Here is a 17661-nt window from a genome sequence, read left to right as displayed (position 1 = left end):
GTGCCGCACAACGGTCCGGATCGGACCGTTGTGCGGCACGCGGGGTGGTGGCGGGTCAGGCCGACGTCGGGAGGGTGTCCCGGGTGGGCTCGGGGTCGATCACCGGGGGCTTGCGCTCCAGGGCCGCGCCCTCCACGTCCAGCTCGGGGAGCCAGCGCAGCCAGGACGGCAGCCACCAGGCCGCGCGGCCGAGGAGGGCCAGCGCCGCCGGTACCGCGATCATGCGGACGATGAAGGCGTCGAAGGCGATACCCACCGCCAGGGCGAACGCGATCGGCTTGATCGTGTCGTTGCCCTCCGGGACGAAGGCGGCGAACACCGCGAACATGATGGTGGCCGCGGCGATGACGACCGGGGCCGCCTGCCGGAAGCCGGTGACGATGGCCTCCTTCGGGCCGGCGCCGTGGGCGTGCGCCTCGTGCATCCGGGACACCAGGAACACCTGGTAGTCCATGGCCAGACCGAACAGGATGCCGACGATGATGATCGGCGCGAGGCTCAGGATCGGGCCGGTGGAGCCGGCGTTGACCGCGTCGGCGGCCCAGCCCCACTGGAAGACCGCGACCGTGGCGCCGAACGCCGCACCGATCGTCAGCAGGAAGCCGAGCACCCCGACGACCGGGACCATCAGCGACCGGAACACCAGCACCAGCAGCACGAACGCCAGGCCGACGACGAGGGCGAGGTAGACCGGCAGCGCGTCGTTGAGCTTCTGCGACACGTCGATGCTGATCGCGGTGCTGCCGGTGACGTACACCTCGGCGCCGTCCGCGTCGGCGGTCTGGTCCCGGATCGCGTGCACCAGGTCGACGGTCTTCTCGTCCTCGGGACCGGACGCCGGGATGATCGTGATGAGGGCGGCGGACCCGTCCGGGTTGGGGGTGGCCGGCAGGGCCATCGCCACGTCGGGCAGCCCGGCGACCTGCTTCTGCACCTCGGTGGCGTGGGCGGCCGAGTTCGGCCCGTCGACCAGGATCAGCAGCGGGCTGCTGACGCCGGGACCGAACCGGGCGTCCATGATCTCCTGGGCGTACGCCTGGGTGCTGCCCTCGGCGGCCCGCTGGGCGAGGGTGGTCTTCATCGAGAAGAACGGGATCGCGATGACGCCGAGCAGCGCGACCGCGACGATCAGGCTGAGCCAGCGCTGCTCGGTGACCATCCGGGCCCAGCCCTTGATGAAGCCGCGGCCGTCCGGCAGCACGTCCGGGTCCACCGAGCCGGGCTCGGCCTGGCGCTGCTTACGCGGCAGCGCCCGGGCGCCGATCCAGCCGAGGATGGCCGGGACCAGGGTGATCGCGACCAGCACGGCGATCACGATGGTGGCCGCGGCGGCGATGCCCATCTCGCTGAGGAACGGGATGCCGACGACGGACAGGCCGGCCAGGGCGATGACCACGGTCAGGCCGGCGGTGACGACGGCGGCCCCGGCGGTGCCGACGCTCATCGCGGCGGCAGCCTCCACGGACAGGCCGCGGCGCAGCTCGTGCCGGAACCGGGTGACGATGAACAGCGCGTAGTCGATGCCGACGGCGAGGCCGAGCATGACCGCGAGGATCGGGGTGGTGGACTGCAGGTCCATGAAACCGGTCAGGGTGACGATGCCGGCCGCGCCGATGCCGACGCCGACGATCGCGGTCAGCAGGTTCATCCCGGCGGCGACCAGGGAGCCGTACGTCAGGGCGAGCACGATCAGCGCGACCACGACGCCGAGGATCTCGGAGGCGCCGCCGATGTCGGCCGGGTTGCTCAGCGCCTCACCGCGGGCCTCCACGGTCAGCGCGCCGGAGCCGGCCTGCTCGACCAGGTCGAGGATGGCCTCGCGCTGCTCCTCGGTGACCTCGGAGGGCTGCACCGGATAGGTGACCGAGCTGTACGCCGCCACCTGGTCCTGTGACACGGTGGGCGCCTGCGGGTCGAGCGGGTTCGACGCGCCGGCCACGCCGGGCAGCTTGCCCAGGGTGCCGACCAGCTCGGTGACCTGGGCGGCGTTCACCGGGTCGGTGATCTTCTGGCCGTCCGGGGCCTGGAACACCACCTGCACGGTGGCGCCCGACGAGGTGTCCCCGAACCGCTCCTCCATCAGGGAGAGCGCGGTGGTCGACTCCTGGCCGGGGATGCTGAACGTGTTGGCGGTGGCGCCGGAGAGGGTGCCCGCGCCGACCCCGACGGCGACCAGGGCCACCAGCCAGGCGATCGTGACGAGCAGACGATGTCGGACCGAGGCCAGCCCGAGGCGGTGCAGCAGCGTTGCCATGAGAGGTTCCCTTGGTTCTTGAAGAGGGTGGTCTTCAGTGCCCGAGCGTGTTCCAGCCGATCTCGGCGAGGGCGGCTGTGGTCTCGGGCGTGTGATGGTCACGGAGGGCCACGCTGGCGACGGCGACCGCGCCGAGCGCCGCGGTGACCCGCAGGGCTCGGGCGAGGTCGGCGCCGAGGTCGTCCCCGAAGGCGCCGGCGATGCTCTTGCCGATCGACTCCAGGGCACAGCCCATGTCGCTCTCCGGCTCGCTGAGCAGTGAGGAGAGCAGCAGGGCGACGATGCCGGGGCTGGCCGTGGCCAGCTCGGCGATGTGGGTGAGCACCACCCTGTCCCGCTCCGGCCCGGCCGGCAGCCCGGCGACGTCGGAGCCGGTGTCGCGGATCTGCTCCACGCACCGGTCGATGACCGCCGCCTGCAGCGCCTCCTTGGTGGGGAAGCGGTGCAGCAGACCGGTCTTGGAGTAGCCGACCGAGTCCGCGATCCGCTGGACCGAGGTCTCCTTGAAGCCGTGCCGGGCGAAGAGCTGGGCGGCGGTTTCGAGGATCTCGTCGTCGATCTGCTGTTTGGTGGGACGGGGCATGGGACCACCGTAGACCGTAATGGACCAACCTGGTCGGTCAGGGACCGTGGCGGTCCCCACACTGCGAAACGTTAAGATCCCATTCCCCGGCGCTACCGAGATAAACCCGCAAAAGGTACGGATCGGGCCCGTCCACCGCCCAGCCGAACACCAGCGGCTCGTCCTCGCACTCCACCAGATAGACCGGCAGCCACACCGCCCGTGGCGTCGAGGCGGCCACGTCCACCGGAACCGCCGGGCCGGTGAAATCCGCCAGATCGGCACGCGCCAACAGCCGGGCCACCGCGTCCCCGGGCAGCTCAGCCGGCGTCCCGACCGGCGCGAACACCGTCCCGTCCGGCAGCGTCAGCACCGGCTCGGCCAGCCACACCGCATGGGTGGCGTGCGCGAACGGCACCGGCTCACCCCGGCAGCCGTCGAACCGCAACGTCATCCGCCGCTCCGCCGACAACAGGTAACGCCGCCCGTCGGTGACCGAACGGCGCCCCAGCACGGTCAACTCCAGCCGGCCGGCCCGCCGCCGCACGTGCCCGATCCCCTCCAGGAACCGGGCCGTCCGCTCCACCAGCACCGGCTCCACCCCGAGGAACCCGGCCAGCTCGGCGATCCCGGACAGCCCCGCCTCGGCCAGGGCCCGGGTCAGATACCGATCCAGTACGTCGTACGCGTGCGCCTCCCGGACCGTGGCCCGAACCTCCACCGCCCACATCGGCAGCAGCAACGGCACGAACCGCACCGGCCGGACCTCAGGAAGCGCACCCACCCGCCGGATCACCTCCCGCAACGGAAGGTGCGCCGCCTCGGTCACCGGCCCGCCACCGCCCGGTTCCGCTCCGGCGCCAGCGACATCACCCGGGCGAACACACTCCCGGTCAACAACGCGGCCGGCTCACCCGGGTCGGCGCCGGCCGGGCAGCGCGCCGCCACCCAGGCCCGCACCACCTCGGCGTCCCGCAACGGCGCCGGCCGGGACTCCCCCACCAGCACCGCCCGCCGCGCCCGGACCAGCGGCACCAGCGCCTCCGGCAGTGCCACCCGGGACGCGTCCTCCAGCACCAGCAGGTCGAACTCCAGATCACCGTGCTCCGGCCGGCCCGCACCCAGGCAGGTGGTGGCCACCACGTCGGCATACCGCAACAGCTCCGGATGCAACTGCCGGGTCGGCCGGGCGGCCCGCTGACGCCACTCCCGCAACAACCCGGCCCGGACACGCAGCACCGGCTCCCGCCCGGCGCAGTACTCGGCGAAGACGGCCAGCCCCGCCGGGTCGGGCGCCCACTCCGGGACCTCGGCCACCCCGTCCAGCAGCCGGGCCAGATGATGCGCGGCCCGCTCGGCCGACTCCAGCGCCCGCGCCGCGGCCAGATCAGCGAACGCGGCCCGGTCCGCCGCCGCCCGCACCACACCGTCCTGCTCCACGGCCAGGGCCAGCAGGCGAGCGCTCTCCGCGGAGCGGGCGGCCGCCTGATGCGACGCCGCCCGGGCGGCCGCCGCGAACCGGACCGCCTCCCCCAGCCGCCGCCGCAGCCCGCCCGCACCCCACCGGCGCAGCCAGGAACTCTCGGCTCGGCGCAACGCGGCCGTCAATCGTTCCACCTCGGCCGCCGTCGCCGCGCCCTCGGCGCCCGCCGCCTCCCGCGCGTCACCGGCCGCCCGCAGACCGGCGCCCAGCCGCTCCCGGGCCTCGGACACCGTCGCCTCCCGGTGCGCGGTCGCCCGGTCGGCCCGCTCCCGCGCCTCGGCGGCCTCGTCCAGCGAGGTGGTCAGCCGCCGCAGCCAGCCCAGAGCCGGTGACGGCTCCCCCAGCCACGGTTCCAGCGCCCGGGCCGCGGACTGCGAACGCGCCAGGATCCGGGTCTGCACCCCCGACCCCGCGTCCGTGATACTGCCCGGCCCGGACCCGGCCTGATCGGCACGGATCACCGTCGCCCCGGACGGCAGGTGGGCCACGATCGTCTCCACGGTGGGCGGCACCGGCGCGGCGATCAGCACCCGCTCACCCCGCTCGACGGCCGCCCGGACGATCTCCAGAACCGCCCGGGCCCGCACCGTCCCCGGCGGCGCCACCAGGCAGAACAGGTCCGGCACGGCCAGCGCGCGATGCACTTCGTCAGCGGCGTCCGCGGTACCGGCCGGGCTCGTGCTACCGGCCGGGCTCGACGGCGCACCGGGGTCCGGTTCCCGGAACAGGCCGTCGGCCAGCAGTGGCAGCAAGCCCGGGTTGGCCGTCGCCCCGGACCGTAGGCGCAGGATCGCGTCCCGCTGGACCCGCTCGTCCAGTCCGGTGTCCCGCGTCACCGGCCCCCGGACCGGCCCCAGCTCCCGGGCGGCGGCCACGGCCAGTTCCAGAGCGGCGCAGAACCCCTCGTGCCGAAACGACGAATGCTCTAGATCGACAAGGGTCGACGCCATCCGCTCACCATAGTTGTGCCCGGTGCGGCCCATCAAACCGGCTTGTGAAGCACCCGCCGGCGGCCGGCGGGCGGACACTCGACCGGCGCGGATCGCTCACCCGGACCGGCACCGGAGCGGTCGCCGGCAGCGCGGCATGCCGATCGGTCCTGGGCCGCCCTCCGGTGACGGCGGGCTTCGCCCGGCGGTCGCGGGGTCGGCCGGGACGGGCCGCCTGTGTCGCGCGGACGACGTCCAGCTGTGGATAAGTCGTACGATATCGGGTTTGGAAACGGCCCCGACCGGCGGGAAACCGGGCGGGGCCGTCCAACCTTCACTCAACGCTCATCCGGTCCTCATCGGCCGAAACCGCGGGCCAGGCGGTGGTAGGCCTGGTTCCAGCGGACCTCCTTGGCGAACGAGCGGGTCGTCGTGGACTCGTCGATGATCAGGAGTTCGGTGCCGGCCATCTCGGCCAGATCGGCGAGTTCCTCAGGCCCGACCGCGGACGACAGGACGGTGTGGTGCGGGCCGCCGGCGGTCAGCCAGCACTCGGCGGACGTGGACAGCGACGGGGCAGGTTTCCAGACCGCGCGGGCGACCGGGAGTTTCGGCAGCGGCGCGGTCGGCGGGACCACCTCGATCTCGTTGGCCACCAGGCGGAAGCGTTCGCCCAGGTCGGCGAGTCCGAGAACGATCGCGGGGCCGGGTGCGGCGTCGAAGACCAGCCGGACCGGGTCCTCGCGGCCGCCGATGCCGAGCGGGTGGATCTCCAGCTTGGGCTTGCCGGCGGCGATCGTCGGGCACACCTCGAGCATGTGGGCACCCAGGATGACCTCGTTACCCGGAGTGAGGTCGTAGGTGTAGTCCTCCATGAACGACGTTCCGCCGCCCGGGGCCATCGCCTTGAGCGTGTGAACCAGAACGGACGTCTTCCAGTCGCCTTCACCGCCGAAGCCGTAGCCGTCGGCCATCAGTCGCTGGACCGCCAGGCCGGGGAGCTGGCGCAGGCCGCCGAGGTCCTCGAAGTTCGAGGTGAACGCCTTGAAGCCGCCCTCGGTCAGGAACTGTCGCAGGCCGAGTTCGATCCGGGCGCCGTAGCGCAGCGAGTCGAGCCGGTCGCCGAGCAGTTCCGGGGCGACCTCGTAGGTGTCCCGGTACTCCTCGACCAGCTTGTCGATCTCGGCATCGCCGATCTGATCGACAACGGCCACAAGATCATTGACGCCGTACGTGTTCACCGAGACGCCGAACCGCAACTGGGCCTCGACCTTGTCGCCCTCGGTGACCGCCACGTCCCGCATGTTGTCGCCGAAGCGGGCCAGCTTGAGGGTGCGCATCGCCGCGTAGCCCCGGGCCGCCTTCACCCAGGTGGCGATCCGGGCCACCACGGCCGGGTTGCTGACGTGCCCGGCCACCGTCTTGCGGGGCACCCCGAGCCGGGCCTCGATGAACCCGAACTCCCGGTCGCCGTGCGCGGCCTGGTTGAGGTTCATGAAGTCCATGTCGATCTCGGACCAGGGCAGTTCGACGTTGTGCTGGGTGTGCAGGTGCAGCAGCGGGGCCCGGAGCGCGTCCAGCCCGGCGATCCACATCTTGGCCGGTGAGAACGTGTGCATCCAGGCGACCACACCGAGCACGCCGGGGGCCGAGGAGGCCCGGCGGCAGATGTCCAGGATCTGCTCCGGGCTGGTCAGCACCGGCTGCCAGACGACGTCCGCGTCGAGCTGCGCGTCCAGTCTCGCGGCGATCTCGCGGGACTGGGTGGCGACCTGGTCGAGCGTCTCCGGGCCGTAGAGTCCCTGGCTCCCGGTGAGGAACCAGACTTCCCCGTTACTCATGTTACCCCTTTGTCCTTATTAAGAGTTATTTCGCTTTTCTCGTGACAAGGCGCTGCATCACGATGAAGACGAAGAGCAGCACGCCCACGACGATCCGGGTCCAGGCCGCGTTCAGGTCGCCCTGGAAGTTGATGATCGTCGTGATCAGGCCGGCCACCATCACACCGAGCAGCGTGCCCCACACGTAACCGGCACCGCCGGTGAGCAGGACACCGCCGATCACACAGGCGGCGATCGCGTCCAGCTCGTAGCCGTTGCCCTGCAGCGCGTGCCCGGACGTGGAGTTGATCGAGTAGAGCACTCCGCCGAGCGCCGCGCAGAACCCGCTGATGGTGTAGACGACGATCCGGGTCCGCCCCACCGGCAGGCCCATCAGCAGGGCCGAGTCGGAGCTGCCGCCGATCGCGTACACGTTGCGGCCGAACCGGGTCCAGGCCAGCACCGCCGCCGCGATGATCACCACGAGCAGGGCGATGATCGCGTTCGGCTTGGTGACCACCCCGTCGGCCAGGGGGATCCGGTAGTCCGAGATCGCGCTCCACGTCTCGTTGCGGATCGGGATCGACTGCTGGTTGATGAACAGTGCCAGGCCGCGGGCCAGGAACAGCCCGGCGAGGGTGGCGATGAACGGCTCCACCTTGAAGAAGTGGATCACCGCGCCCTGGCCGGCGCCGATCAGGGCGCCGAGGATCAGCACCGCCGGGAGCACGACAAGTGGCGGCCAGTCGCCCTTGAGCAGCGTCGCGGTGAGCACCGTGGTCAGCGAGATGACCGCGCCGACCGACAGGTCGATGCCACCCGTGATGATCACGAAGGTCATCCCGACCGCGACCACCAGGAGCACCGCGTTGTCCCGGAACAGGTTGACGAAGACGCTCGGGTCGCCGAAGTTCTCATAGCGGGCGACGCCGGTGATGTACATGACCGCGAGCAGGCCGAGGGTGGCCAGGATCGGGATGTACTTGGTGTTCGGCTTGTAGACCCGGCGCCGCTTGTTCAGCTCGGGCCCTTTGGTCACCGGTGTCATGGACGCAGTGGTCATGCCGTGTCTCCCCACTCCCGCACCACAGCGCGATCATGACGCTCGCTACGCTCGGTCATGCCGCCACGACCTCTCGCGTCTTGAACCGCCCGAAGACCTTCGCCCGGAAGTCCGGGGACTGCGACAGGCAGAGCGCCACCACGACGACTGCCTTGAACAGCAGGTTCGCCTCGGGCGGGATGCCGATCGCGACGACCGTCACGGACAGGGTCTGGATCAGGATCGCGCCGATCACCGTGCCGGCGATCGAGAAGCGGCCGCCGATCAGGGCGGTGCCGCCGATCACCACGGCCAGGATGGCGTCCAGTTCGATCAGGTTGCCGGCCGAGATGCTGTCCGCGCTCTTGATGTTGGCGCTGTAGATCAGGCCGGCGAGTCCGGCGAAGCCACCGGCCACCACGTACACCATGATCGTGATCCGCCGGGCGCCGATGCCGGCCAGCCGGCTCGCGGTCGGGCTGCCGCCGACCGACTCCAGCAGCAGGCCCAGCGCGGTCCGCCGGGTGAGCAGCAGGATCAGCGCGACCGCGGCGGCCGCGATCAGGAACGCGACCGGCAATCCCAGGAAGAAGCCGGTGGCGATGGTGGCGTACGGGCCGGACTGCACGTTGATGATCTGACCGTCGGTGATCAGCTGGGCGATGCCCCGCCCGGCCACCATCAGGATCAGCGTGGCGATGATCGGCTGAACTCCGATGATCGCCACCAGGGTGCCGTTCCACAGGCCCATCACCAGCGACACCCCGATGGCGATGGCGATGATCCCGAGCACCGAGCCGACCGCGTTCTGGTTCGGCAGGTCCTGGATCAGCAGGCAGGCGACCGCGCCGGAGATGGCCATCACCGCGCCCACCGACAGGTCGATGCCGCCGGTCGCGATCACCAGGGTCATCCCGAGCGCGACCAGGATCAGCGCCGAACTGCCCCGCAGGATGTCGATCAGCGAACCGAAGAGGTGGCCGTCGTGGACGGTCAGGAACTGGTTGGACGTGAACGCGTTGACGACCAGCAGCACCACCAGGATGGCTGCCGGCCAGAAGAGACGGTTCTTCAGTATGGAGGTCATGACGTTGCTCCGCTGGCGATGGTCTGCATGATGCGGTCGGCGTCGACGCCCGCGGTGTTCTCCAGCTCCTCGACCAGGCGACGGTCCCGCAGCACCTCGATCTTGTGGCTGAGCCGCAGCACCTCCTCCAGCTCGGCACTGACGAACAGCACCGCCATCCCGCCGTCGGACAGCTCGGCGACCAGCTTCTGGATCTCGGCCTTGGCGCCGACGTCGATGCCCCGGGTCGGCTCGTCGATGATCAGCAGCCGGGGCTCGGTGATCAGCCACCGGGCGAGCAGCACCTTCTGCTGGTTGCCACCGCTGAGGTTGCGGACCGGGCGCTCCGGGTCGGCGGGCCGGATCTGCAGGGCCTTGATGTACTTGTCGACGATCTCGTCCTGCTTCTTGCGCGGGATCGGCCGGGTCCAGCCCCGGGAGGCCTGCAGCGCCAGGATGATGTTCTCCCGGACGCTCAGGTCGCCGATGATGCCCTCGGTCCGGCGGTTCTCCGAGGAGAAGGCGATGCCGTGCTTCATGGCCGCGCGCGGATCCCGCAGGGTGGTGGCGGTGCCGTCGAGATGGATCTCGCCCTGGTCCGCCTTGTCCGCGCCGAAGAGCAGTCGTGCCAATTCGGTACGCCCGGAGCCGAGCAGCCCGGCCAGGCCGACCACCTCGCCGGCGTGGATGGTCAGGTCGTAGGGGGCGATCGCACCGGTGCGCCCGAGCCCTCGCGCCTCCAGCACCGGCTTCGCCCCGGCGGCCCGTTCCCGGTTGCGCTGGGCCTTGTCCTCCAGGTCCTCCAGCGCGGCCAGCTCCTTGCCGATCATCTTCTCGACCAGCTGGACCTGGGGCAGCTCGGCGGTCTTGTACTCACCGATCAGCTGGCCGTTGCGCAGCACGGTGAGCCGGTCGGACACCTCGTACACCTGGTCCAGGAAGTGCGAGACGAACAGGATCGCCACGCCGGATTCCTTGAGCCGGCGCATGATCCGGAAGAGCTGCTCCACCTCGGAGGTGTCGAGACTGGAGGTGGGCTCGTCCAGGATCAGCACCCGGGCCTCGATGTCGATCGCGCGGGCGATCGCCACCATCTGCTGGATCGCCAGCGAGTAGCTGCTCAGCGGCGCGGACACGTCGAGGTCCAGGTCGAGCCGGGAGAGCAGCTCGGCGGCCCGGCTGCGCATCCTCCCCCACTGGATCTTGCCGAACCTGCGGGGCTCGCGGCCGATGAAGATGTTCTCCGCGACCGAGAGGTTGGTGCAGAGGTTGACCTCCTGGTAGACCGTGCTGACCCCGGCCTGCTGCGCCTGGAGCGGGCCGGCGATCCGCACCGGCGTCCCGCCGAGCTTGATCTCGCCGCCGTCGATCTCGTAGACCCCGGTCAGCACCTTGATCAGGGTGGATTTCCCGGCGCCGTTCTCACCCATCAGGGCGTGCACCTCGCCCGGGAACAACCGGAAATCGACGCCGTCGAGAGCGACGACGCCGGGGAAGACTTTGCGGATCCCGGCCATCTCGAGGACCGGGGACTGCTCGCCCATCATGGCTCCGTTTCGAGCGCCGTAGGTCGCCGTGGCTGCAGCCACGGCGACCTACGGGGCATTTCGACGATCAGTACTTGCGGTTCGGGAGCTCGGTCTTGGCCTGCTCCTGGGTGAAGGTGGTCTCCTCGGTGAGGATCCGCTTCTCGACGGTCTCGCCGGCGTGGACCTTCTTGGCGATGTCCATCAGCTGCGGGCCGAGGAGCGGGGAGCACTCGACGATGAAGTTGATCTTGCCGTCGGCCAGAGCGGTCATGCCGTCCTTGACCGCGTCCACCGTGATGATCTTGATGTCGGTGCCGGGCTTCTTGCCGGCCGCCTCGATCGCCTCGATGGCACCCAGGCCCATGTCGTCGTTGTGCGCGTAGAGCACGTCGATGTCCGGCGTGGACTGCAGGAAGGTCTCCATCACCGTCTTGCCGTCGGCACGCTTGAAGTCACCGGTCTGGGTCTTGACGATCTTCAGGTTCGGGTTCTTGGCGATCGCCTCGGCGAAGCCCGACTGCCGGTCCAGCGCCGGCGCCGAACCGGTGGTGCCCTGCAGCTCGACGATGTTGACCGGGTCGCTCTTGCCCTCGTACTCCTTGACCAGCCACTCGCCGGCCTTCTGGCCCTCCACCTTGAAGTCCGAGCCGAGGAACGACTCGTACAGCGAGGTGTCCTGCGAGTCGACCGCGCGGTCGGTCAGGATCACCGGGATGTCGGCGTCCTTGGCCTCCTTCAGCACCGCGTCCCAGCCGGAGGTGACCACCGGCGAGAAGGCGATGACGTCCACCTTCTGCGTGATGAAGCTACGGATGGCGGTGATCTGGTTCTCCTGCTTGCCCTGCGCGTCGGAGAACTTCAGGTCGATCCCGGCGGCCGCGGCCGACTCCTGGATCGACTTGGTGTTCGCGGTACGCCAGCCGCTCTCGGCGCCCACCTGTGAGAAACCAAGGGTGATCTTGCCGTCGTCGGAGCCACCCTCGGAGCCGCCCTCGCCACCGCCGCAGCCGGCGAGCGTGGACACGGCCAGGAGACCACTGAAAACCGCTACAGACAGAGACCTGCGCACTACAATCCCTCCAGAACTGTTACCGTTCACAAAGAAGCAGCGGACCCGCCTACCAGGCAAAATCCGCGGAACTCGGCGTCCTACTGCGACCGCCGTCACAGCTTGCGTTTCGTGAGTGTTACCGTTCTCAACCCAGCCGTCAAGAGATAGCGATCAACGTTTCGGATCTGTTGCAAGAACGCCTATCTCACCCGTGGTGATCGAGCGGAAGCTGCTAGGAATCGTCCAATGGCGACATCTGACCAGGTGCCGGGCTTCGAGCCGGCCACCGCACCACCCCTGCCCGCGCCCCGGCCGAGACCCGGTAAAGAGCGCGGCAGCGTCATGCGTGACGTGGCCAAACTGGCCGGTGTCTCACACCAGACCGTGTCCCGGGTGATCAACGAGCACCCCAACGTCCGCGCCGAGACGCGGGAACGGGTCCTGGCCGCCATGCGCTCCCTCAACTACCGCCGCAACCTGGCCGCCCGCACCCTCGCCACCCGCGAATCGCACACCCTCGGCATAGTCGGCTTCGAGACCACCCTCTTCGGACCCGAATCCATGCTGTACGGCATCGAGAGCGCCGCCCGGGCCGCCGGTTACCTGGTCAGCGTGGCCACCGTCCGGGACCTGTCCCACCGGCCGGTCCTCGAAGCCGTCGACCGGCTGGTCCAGCACGGCGTCGACGGGATCATCGCCATCGCCCCCAAACACGCGGTCACCACGGCACTCACCCACGCGCCCGCCGGCATGCCCTGCGTGGCCGTCGGCGGAGACGGACAAGCCGGATTCCCCACCGTACGGGTGGACAACAGCGCCGGAGCCCGCCTCGCCACCCGGCACCTGCTCGACCTCGGCCACCGCACCGTCCACCACGTCGCCGGGCCACTCGACTGGCCGGAAGCCCAGTCCCGGGTCGACGGCTGGCGGGACACCCTGTACGCGGCCGGCGCCGTGGTACCCCCGGTGACCGCCGGCTGGTGGGACGCCGCCGCCGGCTACGAACAGGGCCGCCGGCTCGCCACCGACCCCTCGGTGACCGCGGTGTTCTGCGCCAACGACCGGATCGCCCTCGGGGTGCTCCGCGCCCTCCAGGAATCCGGGCGGCGGGTGCCGGAGGACGTCAGCGTCACCGGATTCGACGACATGCCGGACTCCGGGTACTTCCTGCCGCCGCTCACCACCGTGCACCAGGACTTCGCCGAGCTGGGGCGGCGGGCCCTCGCCCTGCTGCTGCGGCACATGGCCGTACCGGACGGGGACGCGCCGCCGGAGGACGTGGTGGTGGCGCCCCGGCTGGTGCCGCGGGCCAGTGCGGCGACACGCCTCTGACGCCGGCCCTGATCGCCCGCCCCGGACCGGTCCCAGCACCCCGGTCCGGGGCGGTGCTCTCCTTCCCGCCTGCTGCTCCCCTCCCCTCGCTCTCCTCCGCTGACCGGAATCCGACTCACGCTCATCAGTGACCGAGGGTTGTTCGGCGGCTTCGCGCCGCTACAGTCCGAGGGGTGCTCATCGATGACACACCGTTCCCGCAGGGCCCGGCCGCACCGGCCGGGGGTTGCGCGCACACGAGGGGACGGTGACCGATGGCCTCCGCGAACGCCTGGTTCCGCCGGCGCGCGCCACGACTCTCCGGCGTCCTGCACGTCCGGGACGCGTCCGGTCACGAGGTGACCATTCCGCTGCGTGGCCGGGACGCGCTGCTGACCGCGCTGCGTGGTTACGGCGCGGTCTGGGCGGTACGCACCGGTGACGCCACCAGCGTCATGATCGTCTACGGCCCGACCGACGCGGTCGCCGACCGGCGCTCCGGCATCTGCCCCGCCGGCCGTACCGTCGTGCTCGGCGGCGCCGCGTTCACCTGGCAGGCGCCCGGCAGCGCGCCCCGGATCCCACTCCCCCGCACCACGCCGCCCAACCTGCGAGCCCTCCCGCCACGCGGCACCAACTCCCGTGCCGTCCCCGAACCGGTCGGCGGCCTGCGCCGGCACCTGCGCAACATGGTGCGTGTGGTCACGCAGCGCCGGACGACCGGGTAACTTCAGCGGTGATGCCCCACCGGCATCCTGTTGTCGCTAACATACCTGCGTTTCGACCTTGTGTCGGACCCGTGTGGCTCCGCTAGGGTGAGCGCTAACATCCGGTGCTCACATCCGGCGCTCACATCCGGCGGTCGAGGAGAAGAACGACGTGACTTACGGATCGACGGCCCTGCGCCGGGCCGTGCTGCTGGCCAACAAGCGGATCCCCCAGGCCGGACTGGCCCAGCTCACCTGGGGCAACGTCAGCGGCATCGACCGCGAAGCCGGCCTCTACGTGATCAAGCCGTCCGGGGTGGCCTACGACCAACTCACCGAGGACGACCTGGTGCCGGTCGACCTGGCCACCGGCAAGGTCCTCGACGGCGACCTGCGCCCGTCCGTCGACAGCGAAAGCCACCGGGCGTTCTACCTGGCGTGGCCGTCGATCGGCGGCGTCACCCACACCCACTCGACGAACGCGGTGGCGTTCGCCCAGGCCAACCGGGACGTGCCGGTCCTCGGCACCACCCACGCCGACACCTTCGACGGCCCGGTCCCGGTCACCCGCGGGCTGACCGCCGAGGAGTGCGCCACCGACTACGAACTCAACACCGGCCGGGTCATCGTGGAACGCATCGGCGACGACGAGGCTGCCGCCGGCATGCCGGCCGCCCTGGTGGCCAACCACGGCCCGTTCACGTGGGGCGCCACCCCGATGAAGTCGGTCGAGCACGGCATCATCCTGGAAGCCGTCGCCGAGATGGCCCTCAAGACACTGGCCCTCAACCCGCAGGCCAGCACCCCGAGCCACCTGCAGGAACGCCACTTCAAGCGCAAGCACGGCCCCGGCGCCTACTACGGCAACCCCAAGTAGCCCCACCCCACCGGACCAGCGGATGCCCGCCAACCCCCTTGGGCGGGCATCCGCGACCCCGCTGACCGCGCACACGCCTCAGGCCGGGCATGGAGCGACGCTCGANGCCTCTGGCACCGGATCCTCCAGCCCGCGTTCCGGCTTCCACCCCGCGTTCCGGCTTCCACCCCGCGTTCCGGCTTCCACCCCGCGTTCCGGCTTCCACCCCGCGTTCCGGCTTCCACCCCGCATTCCGGCTTTCGACCCAACGCCGAAGGCCGCCCTTTCGCGGCCGAATCCTGGGTGATTTGCCACCATTTCCGAGTCTTGCTCTTGATGGCGGGCCGGGAGTCGCGCTGATCCTCGGCGGGGCGCCTCGACTCCGCCCCGATGCGGGCACACGGTGGCCGGTCGTGTGCGGGCCCAGACGCCCCGGAATCTTCCTCGGGGCTGCCGGCCCGTCCGCGGTCAATTCCCCGCGCGAGTGTCCGCCTTCCGGCTCCACCCTGGCCGATCTTGGTGTATTTACCACCTTTTCCGGTGGTAAATCCACCAAGATCTCGGCGGGACGGGTTGCCCGCGCGAGGGATTGACCGCAAGTGATCAGGCAGCCGAGAACAAGGCTCCCCGGGCCCGGCAGAGCACCACGGTCCACCGGTGATGAGTACTCCAGACGCGGGGGTGCGGGTCGTATGCGCGAGGGATCCAGCCGGGTGCGCTGGGATGGAGAGGCCGGTCAGCTCAGGGTGGCTATGGTCTGGGCCACCTGGCTCTGCAACGCGGCCGGCAGTGGGGCGAAACCAGCCCTGGTGACCGCCTCCTGACCCGCTGGGCTGGCGGCGTATGTCAGGAAACCTCGGGCCGCCGTCGGCAGGGAGCCGCGGCACACCATCTGGTAGGTGACCGAGACGATGGGGTACGCGCCGCCGCTTGCCGCGGCGTGGCCGATCGTCAGGCGCAGGTCGCCGGTGGTCTGGGCGGCGGCCACCGTCAGCGCGGCCGCCGCGTCGTCCGGGCCGGTCCAGCGGCCGTCGCTGGTGCCGACGAGGACGCCGGGCAGGTCGGTGACCCGGGCGTAGGAAGCCTCGACGTAGCCGATCGCGCCGTCGGTGGCGGCGATCGTGGCGACCACCCGGTGGCTGCCGCGACGGCCGAGGCCGCCGGGGACCGGCCAGTCGCTGCCGGTGCCGTGGGTCCAGGCGGACGGGGCGGCGGCGGTCAGGTAGGCGCGGACGTTGGCGGTGGTTCCGGAGCTGTCGGTGCGGTGGACGACCCGGATCGGGGTGGCCGGCAGGGTGGTGCCGCTGTTGTCCCGGGCGATCGCCGGATCGTTCCACACGGTGATGGTGCCGGCGAGGATCCGGGCGATGGTTTCCGGGCCGAGGCGGAGACCGTCGACCCCGGCGATGTTGTACGCGAGAGCGATCGGCCCGGTGACCAGTGGCAGGTGGACGGCCGGCCCGGTACGGCAGCGTGTGTCGGCCCGCTGCTGGTCGGCGGCGCTGAGTGGGGTGTCGGTGCCGGCGAAGTCTCCGGTGCCGGCGATGAAGTCGCGGACTCCGGCGCCGGAGCCGGTGCCGGTGTATTCGACCGCCACGTCGGGGCAGGCGATCTGGTAGGCCTTGATCCACGCGTTGATCGCGTTGGTCTGCGCCGACGATCCCTGTCCGGTGACCGATCCGCTGACGCAGGCGATCGGGTCCGGTTCGACTGCCGGTGTGGTGCATCCGGCCAGGGCGAGCAGCGCCACCACGGTCGATGATCGAAGTCTCATCGGTACTCCGCGAGCCGACGCCGTACTGCGAGGGGAATCAGCGCGACGACCGCGGTGAGCAGGACGCCGGGCAGCACCGTCGCACCGGTCAGGCTTGTCCGCGCCGCCCGCAGTGACTGATCGAACTCGGCTTTGCGCTCGTCGGTGACGGCAGCGACGGAGGCGTCGAACCAGGCGAAGCCGAAGGCCGCGTCACCGCGCCGGATGCCGGTCAGCAGCCGGACCGCCTCGGCGTCCTTGCCGGCGTCGGCGAGGTTGAGGATCCGCAGGTGGATCTCCTGATAGTCGGTCCAGCGCTCGGCGGCGGGGCGGGGCAGGCCGTCGGTCAGCCGTTCGGTCTTGCCGGTGAAGTCGTCCCGGTAGAAGGCCAGGTTGGCACTGATCAGATAGCGCCCGGTGTCGGCTGCCGCGTCGTAGCCTAGCGCCCGCAGCCCGGAGAGCGTGAGGTAGGGGGTGAGCCCGTCGTCACGACCGCCGGCGAGGGTGCGGGACTGGTAGTCGAGGACGCCGCCGGCCGAGACCAGGAGCACCGCGCTGAGGGTGGTGGCAGCCAGCAGTGCCGGGTTCCAGGTGCGCCGGAACCGCCGGGCCATCCACACCTGGAGCTGGATCAGCAGACCGAGCAGCGCCCCGCCGAGGAGGATCAGGACGGCGAGGCCGGCCGACTCGTACGAGCCTTTCGCCTGGTACACCCCGTCCAGGCGCTCGGCGCTGTCCTCCCGCAACCGCTCGGCGTCCGGCAGGATCCGCAGGTGCAGCAGGTTGGTGGCCTGGGTCCAGTGGCCGAGCGAGCCGGGTGCGGTCAGGGCCTGGCCGACCCGCTGCCGGTAGACGGTCAGCCCGTCCATCACCCGGAGCACGACGGCCGGTTCGGCGGCGGTGCTGAGCAGCAGTTGCAGGTCGCGGTCGACCTGGTGGCCGCGCTCACGGTAGAGGCCGAGGGCGTCGACCCGGCTGCTCGCGAGTTCGTCGCTGTCGCCGGCCAGCAGGATCCGGGTGACCTGGGCGTCCAGGTCGCTGAGGGCGAAGTAGAGGTCGGCGGCGGTGGCCGCCTGCGGCGCGGCCTCCTGCCCGATCACCCGGACCTGCTCGCGCACCCCGGCCATGACCGCGGTGAGGCCGAGCAGCAGGGCGGCCGCCGCGGTCGCGGTGAGCAGCGACCACAACCGCAGGCGGGCCGGGGTGTGATCGCGGAGAATATCGACGGGCACGCCGCCACGGTAATCCATTAGCGCAATTCCGGGACAGCGCGCCCGACAGTTTTCCGGACGTTAATA

At 70.8% G+C, this 17661-nt stretch carries 14 protein-coding genes; 3 read left to right on the top strand and 11 right to left on the bottom strand.

The window, feature by feature from the left end; all coding sequences use genetic code 11:
• Positions 1 to 55: 55 nt before the first annotated feature.
• From ACQ0O7_RS38370 to ACQ0O7_RS38330, 9 genes are all read right to left on the bottom strand, one after another.
• Positions 56 to 2254 (bottom strand): MMPL family transporter, encoded by a 2199-nt coding sequence (locus ACQ0O7_RS38370; protein ID WP_430790092.1) that lies wholly within the window; start codon positions 2252 to 2254, stop codon positions 56 to 58.
• 34 nt (positions 2255 to 2288) lie between these two features.
• A complete protein-coding gene (locus ACQ0O7_RS38365; RefSeq protein ID WP_430790090.1) occupies positions 2289 to 2837 on the bottom strand; it encodes a TetR/AcrR family transcriptional regulator in 549 nt (182 codons plus the stop codon).
• Between the two features lie 37 nt (positions 2838 to 2874).
• Positions 2875 to 3645, bottom strand: coding sequence for a hypothetical protein (locus ACQ0O7_RS38360; RefSeq protein ID WP_430790088.1), 771 nt, complete (start codon positions 3643 to 3645; stop codon positions 2875 to 2877).
• Entirely contained in the window at positions 3642 to 5249 is a 1608-nt protein-coding gene (locus ACQ0O7_RS38355; protein ID WP_430790086.1) for an AAA domain-containing protein, read from the bottom strand. The genes ACQ0O7_RS38360 and ACQ0O7_RS38355 overlap by 4 nt, the downstream gene beginning before the upstream one ends.
• Before the next feature lie 335 nt (positions 5250 to 5584).
• Positions 5585 to 7069: an L-arabinose isomerase gene (araA, locus tag ACQ0O7_RS38350; RefSeq protein WP_430790084.1), complete on the bottom strand. Its 1485-nt coding sequence runs from the start codon at positions 7067 to 7069 to the stop codon at positions 5585 to 5587.
• 25 nt (positions 7070 to 7094) lie between these two features.
• A complete protein-coding gene (gene yjfF, locus ACQ0O7_RS38345; protein WP_430790082.1) occupies positions 7095 to 8111 on the bottom strand; it encodes a galactofuranose ABC transporter, permease protein YjfF in 1017 nt (338 codons plus the stop codon).
• Positions 8112 to 8166: 55 nt separating this feature from the next.
• Positions 8167 to 9177: an ABC transporter permease gene (locus ACQ0O7_RS38340; RefSeq protein ID WP_430790080.1), complete on the bottom strand. Its 1011-nt coding sequence runs from the start codon at positions 9175 to 9177 to the stop codon at positions 8167 to 8169.
• Positions 9174 to 10700, bottom strand: a complete 1527-nt coding sequence (locus tag ACQ0O7_RS38335; protein ID WP_430790078.1) for a sugar ABC transporter ATP-binding protein — start codon at positions 10698 to 10700, stop codon at positions 9174 to 9176. The genes ACQ0O7_RS38340 and ACQ0O7_RS38335 overlap by 4 nt, the downstream gene beginning before the upstream one ends.
• A gap of 70 nt (positions 10701 to 10770) precedes the next feature.
• Positions 10771 to 11709, bottom strand: coding sequence for an ABC transporter substrate-binding protein (locus tag ACQ0O7_RS38330; RefSeq protein ID WP_430790076.1), 939 nt, complete (start codon positions 11707 to 11709; stop codon positions 10771 to 10773).
• A 369-nt stretch (positions 11710 to 12078) separates the two neighbouring features.
• On the opposite strand from ACQ0O7_RS38330, the gene ACQ0O7_RS38325 reads away from it, so the two are divergent.
• The 3 genes from ACQ0O7_RS38325 (at position 12079) to araD (ending at position 14631) form a co-directional block, all read left to right on the top strand.
• Complete coding sequence (locus ACQ0O7_RS38325) at positions 12079 to 13068, top strand: LacI family DNA-binding transcriptional regulator (protein ID WP_430790165.1); 990 nt, start codon at positions 12079 to 12081, stop codon at positions 13066 to 13068.
• Between the two features lie 254 nt (positions 13069 to 13322).
• Positions 13323 to 13775, top strand: a complete 453-nt coding sequence (locus ACQ0O7_RS38320) for a hypothetical protein (RefSeq protein ID WP_430790074.1) — start codon at positions 13323 to 13325, stop codon at positions 13773 to 13775.
• A gap of 151 nt (positions 13776 to 13926) precedes the next feature.
• Positions 13927 to 14631, top strand: coding sequence for an L-ribulose-5-phosphate 4-epimerase AraD (gene araD, locus ACQ0O7_RS38315; protein ID WP_430790072.1), 705 nt, complete (start codon positions 13927 to 13929; stop codon positions 14629 to 14631).
• 715 nt (positions 14632 to 15346) lie between these two features.
• Here the strand turns inward: araD and pstS are convergent.
• A complete protein-coding gene (gene pstS, locus ACQ0O7_RS38310) occupies positions 15347 to 16384 on the bottom strand; it encodes a phosphate ABC transporter substrate-binding protein PstS (RefSeq protein ID WP_430790070.1) in 1038 nt (345 codons plus the stop codon).
• Positions 16381 to 17595 (bottom strand): hypothetical protein, encoded by a 1215-nt coding sequence (locus tag ACQ0O7_RS38305; protein WP_430790068.1) that lies wholly within the window; start codon positions 17593 to 17595, stop codon positions 16381 to 16383. Before ACQ0O7_RS38305 ends, pstS begins: the two co-directional genes overlap by 4 nt.
• Between the last annotated feature and the right edge of the window lie 66 nt (positions 17596 to 17661).

It is taken from the genome of Actinoplanes sp. G11-F43, assembly GCF_050589265.1.
GTDB lineage: Bacteria > Actinomycetota > Actinomycetes > Mycobacteriales > Micromonosporaceae > Actinoplanes.
Note: the sequence above shows the minus strand (reverse complement) of the source record. Positions and strands in the feature narration are given on the sequence as shown.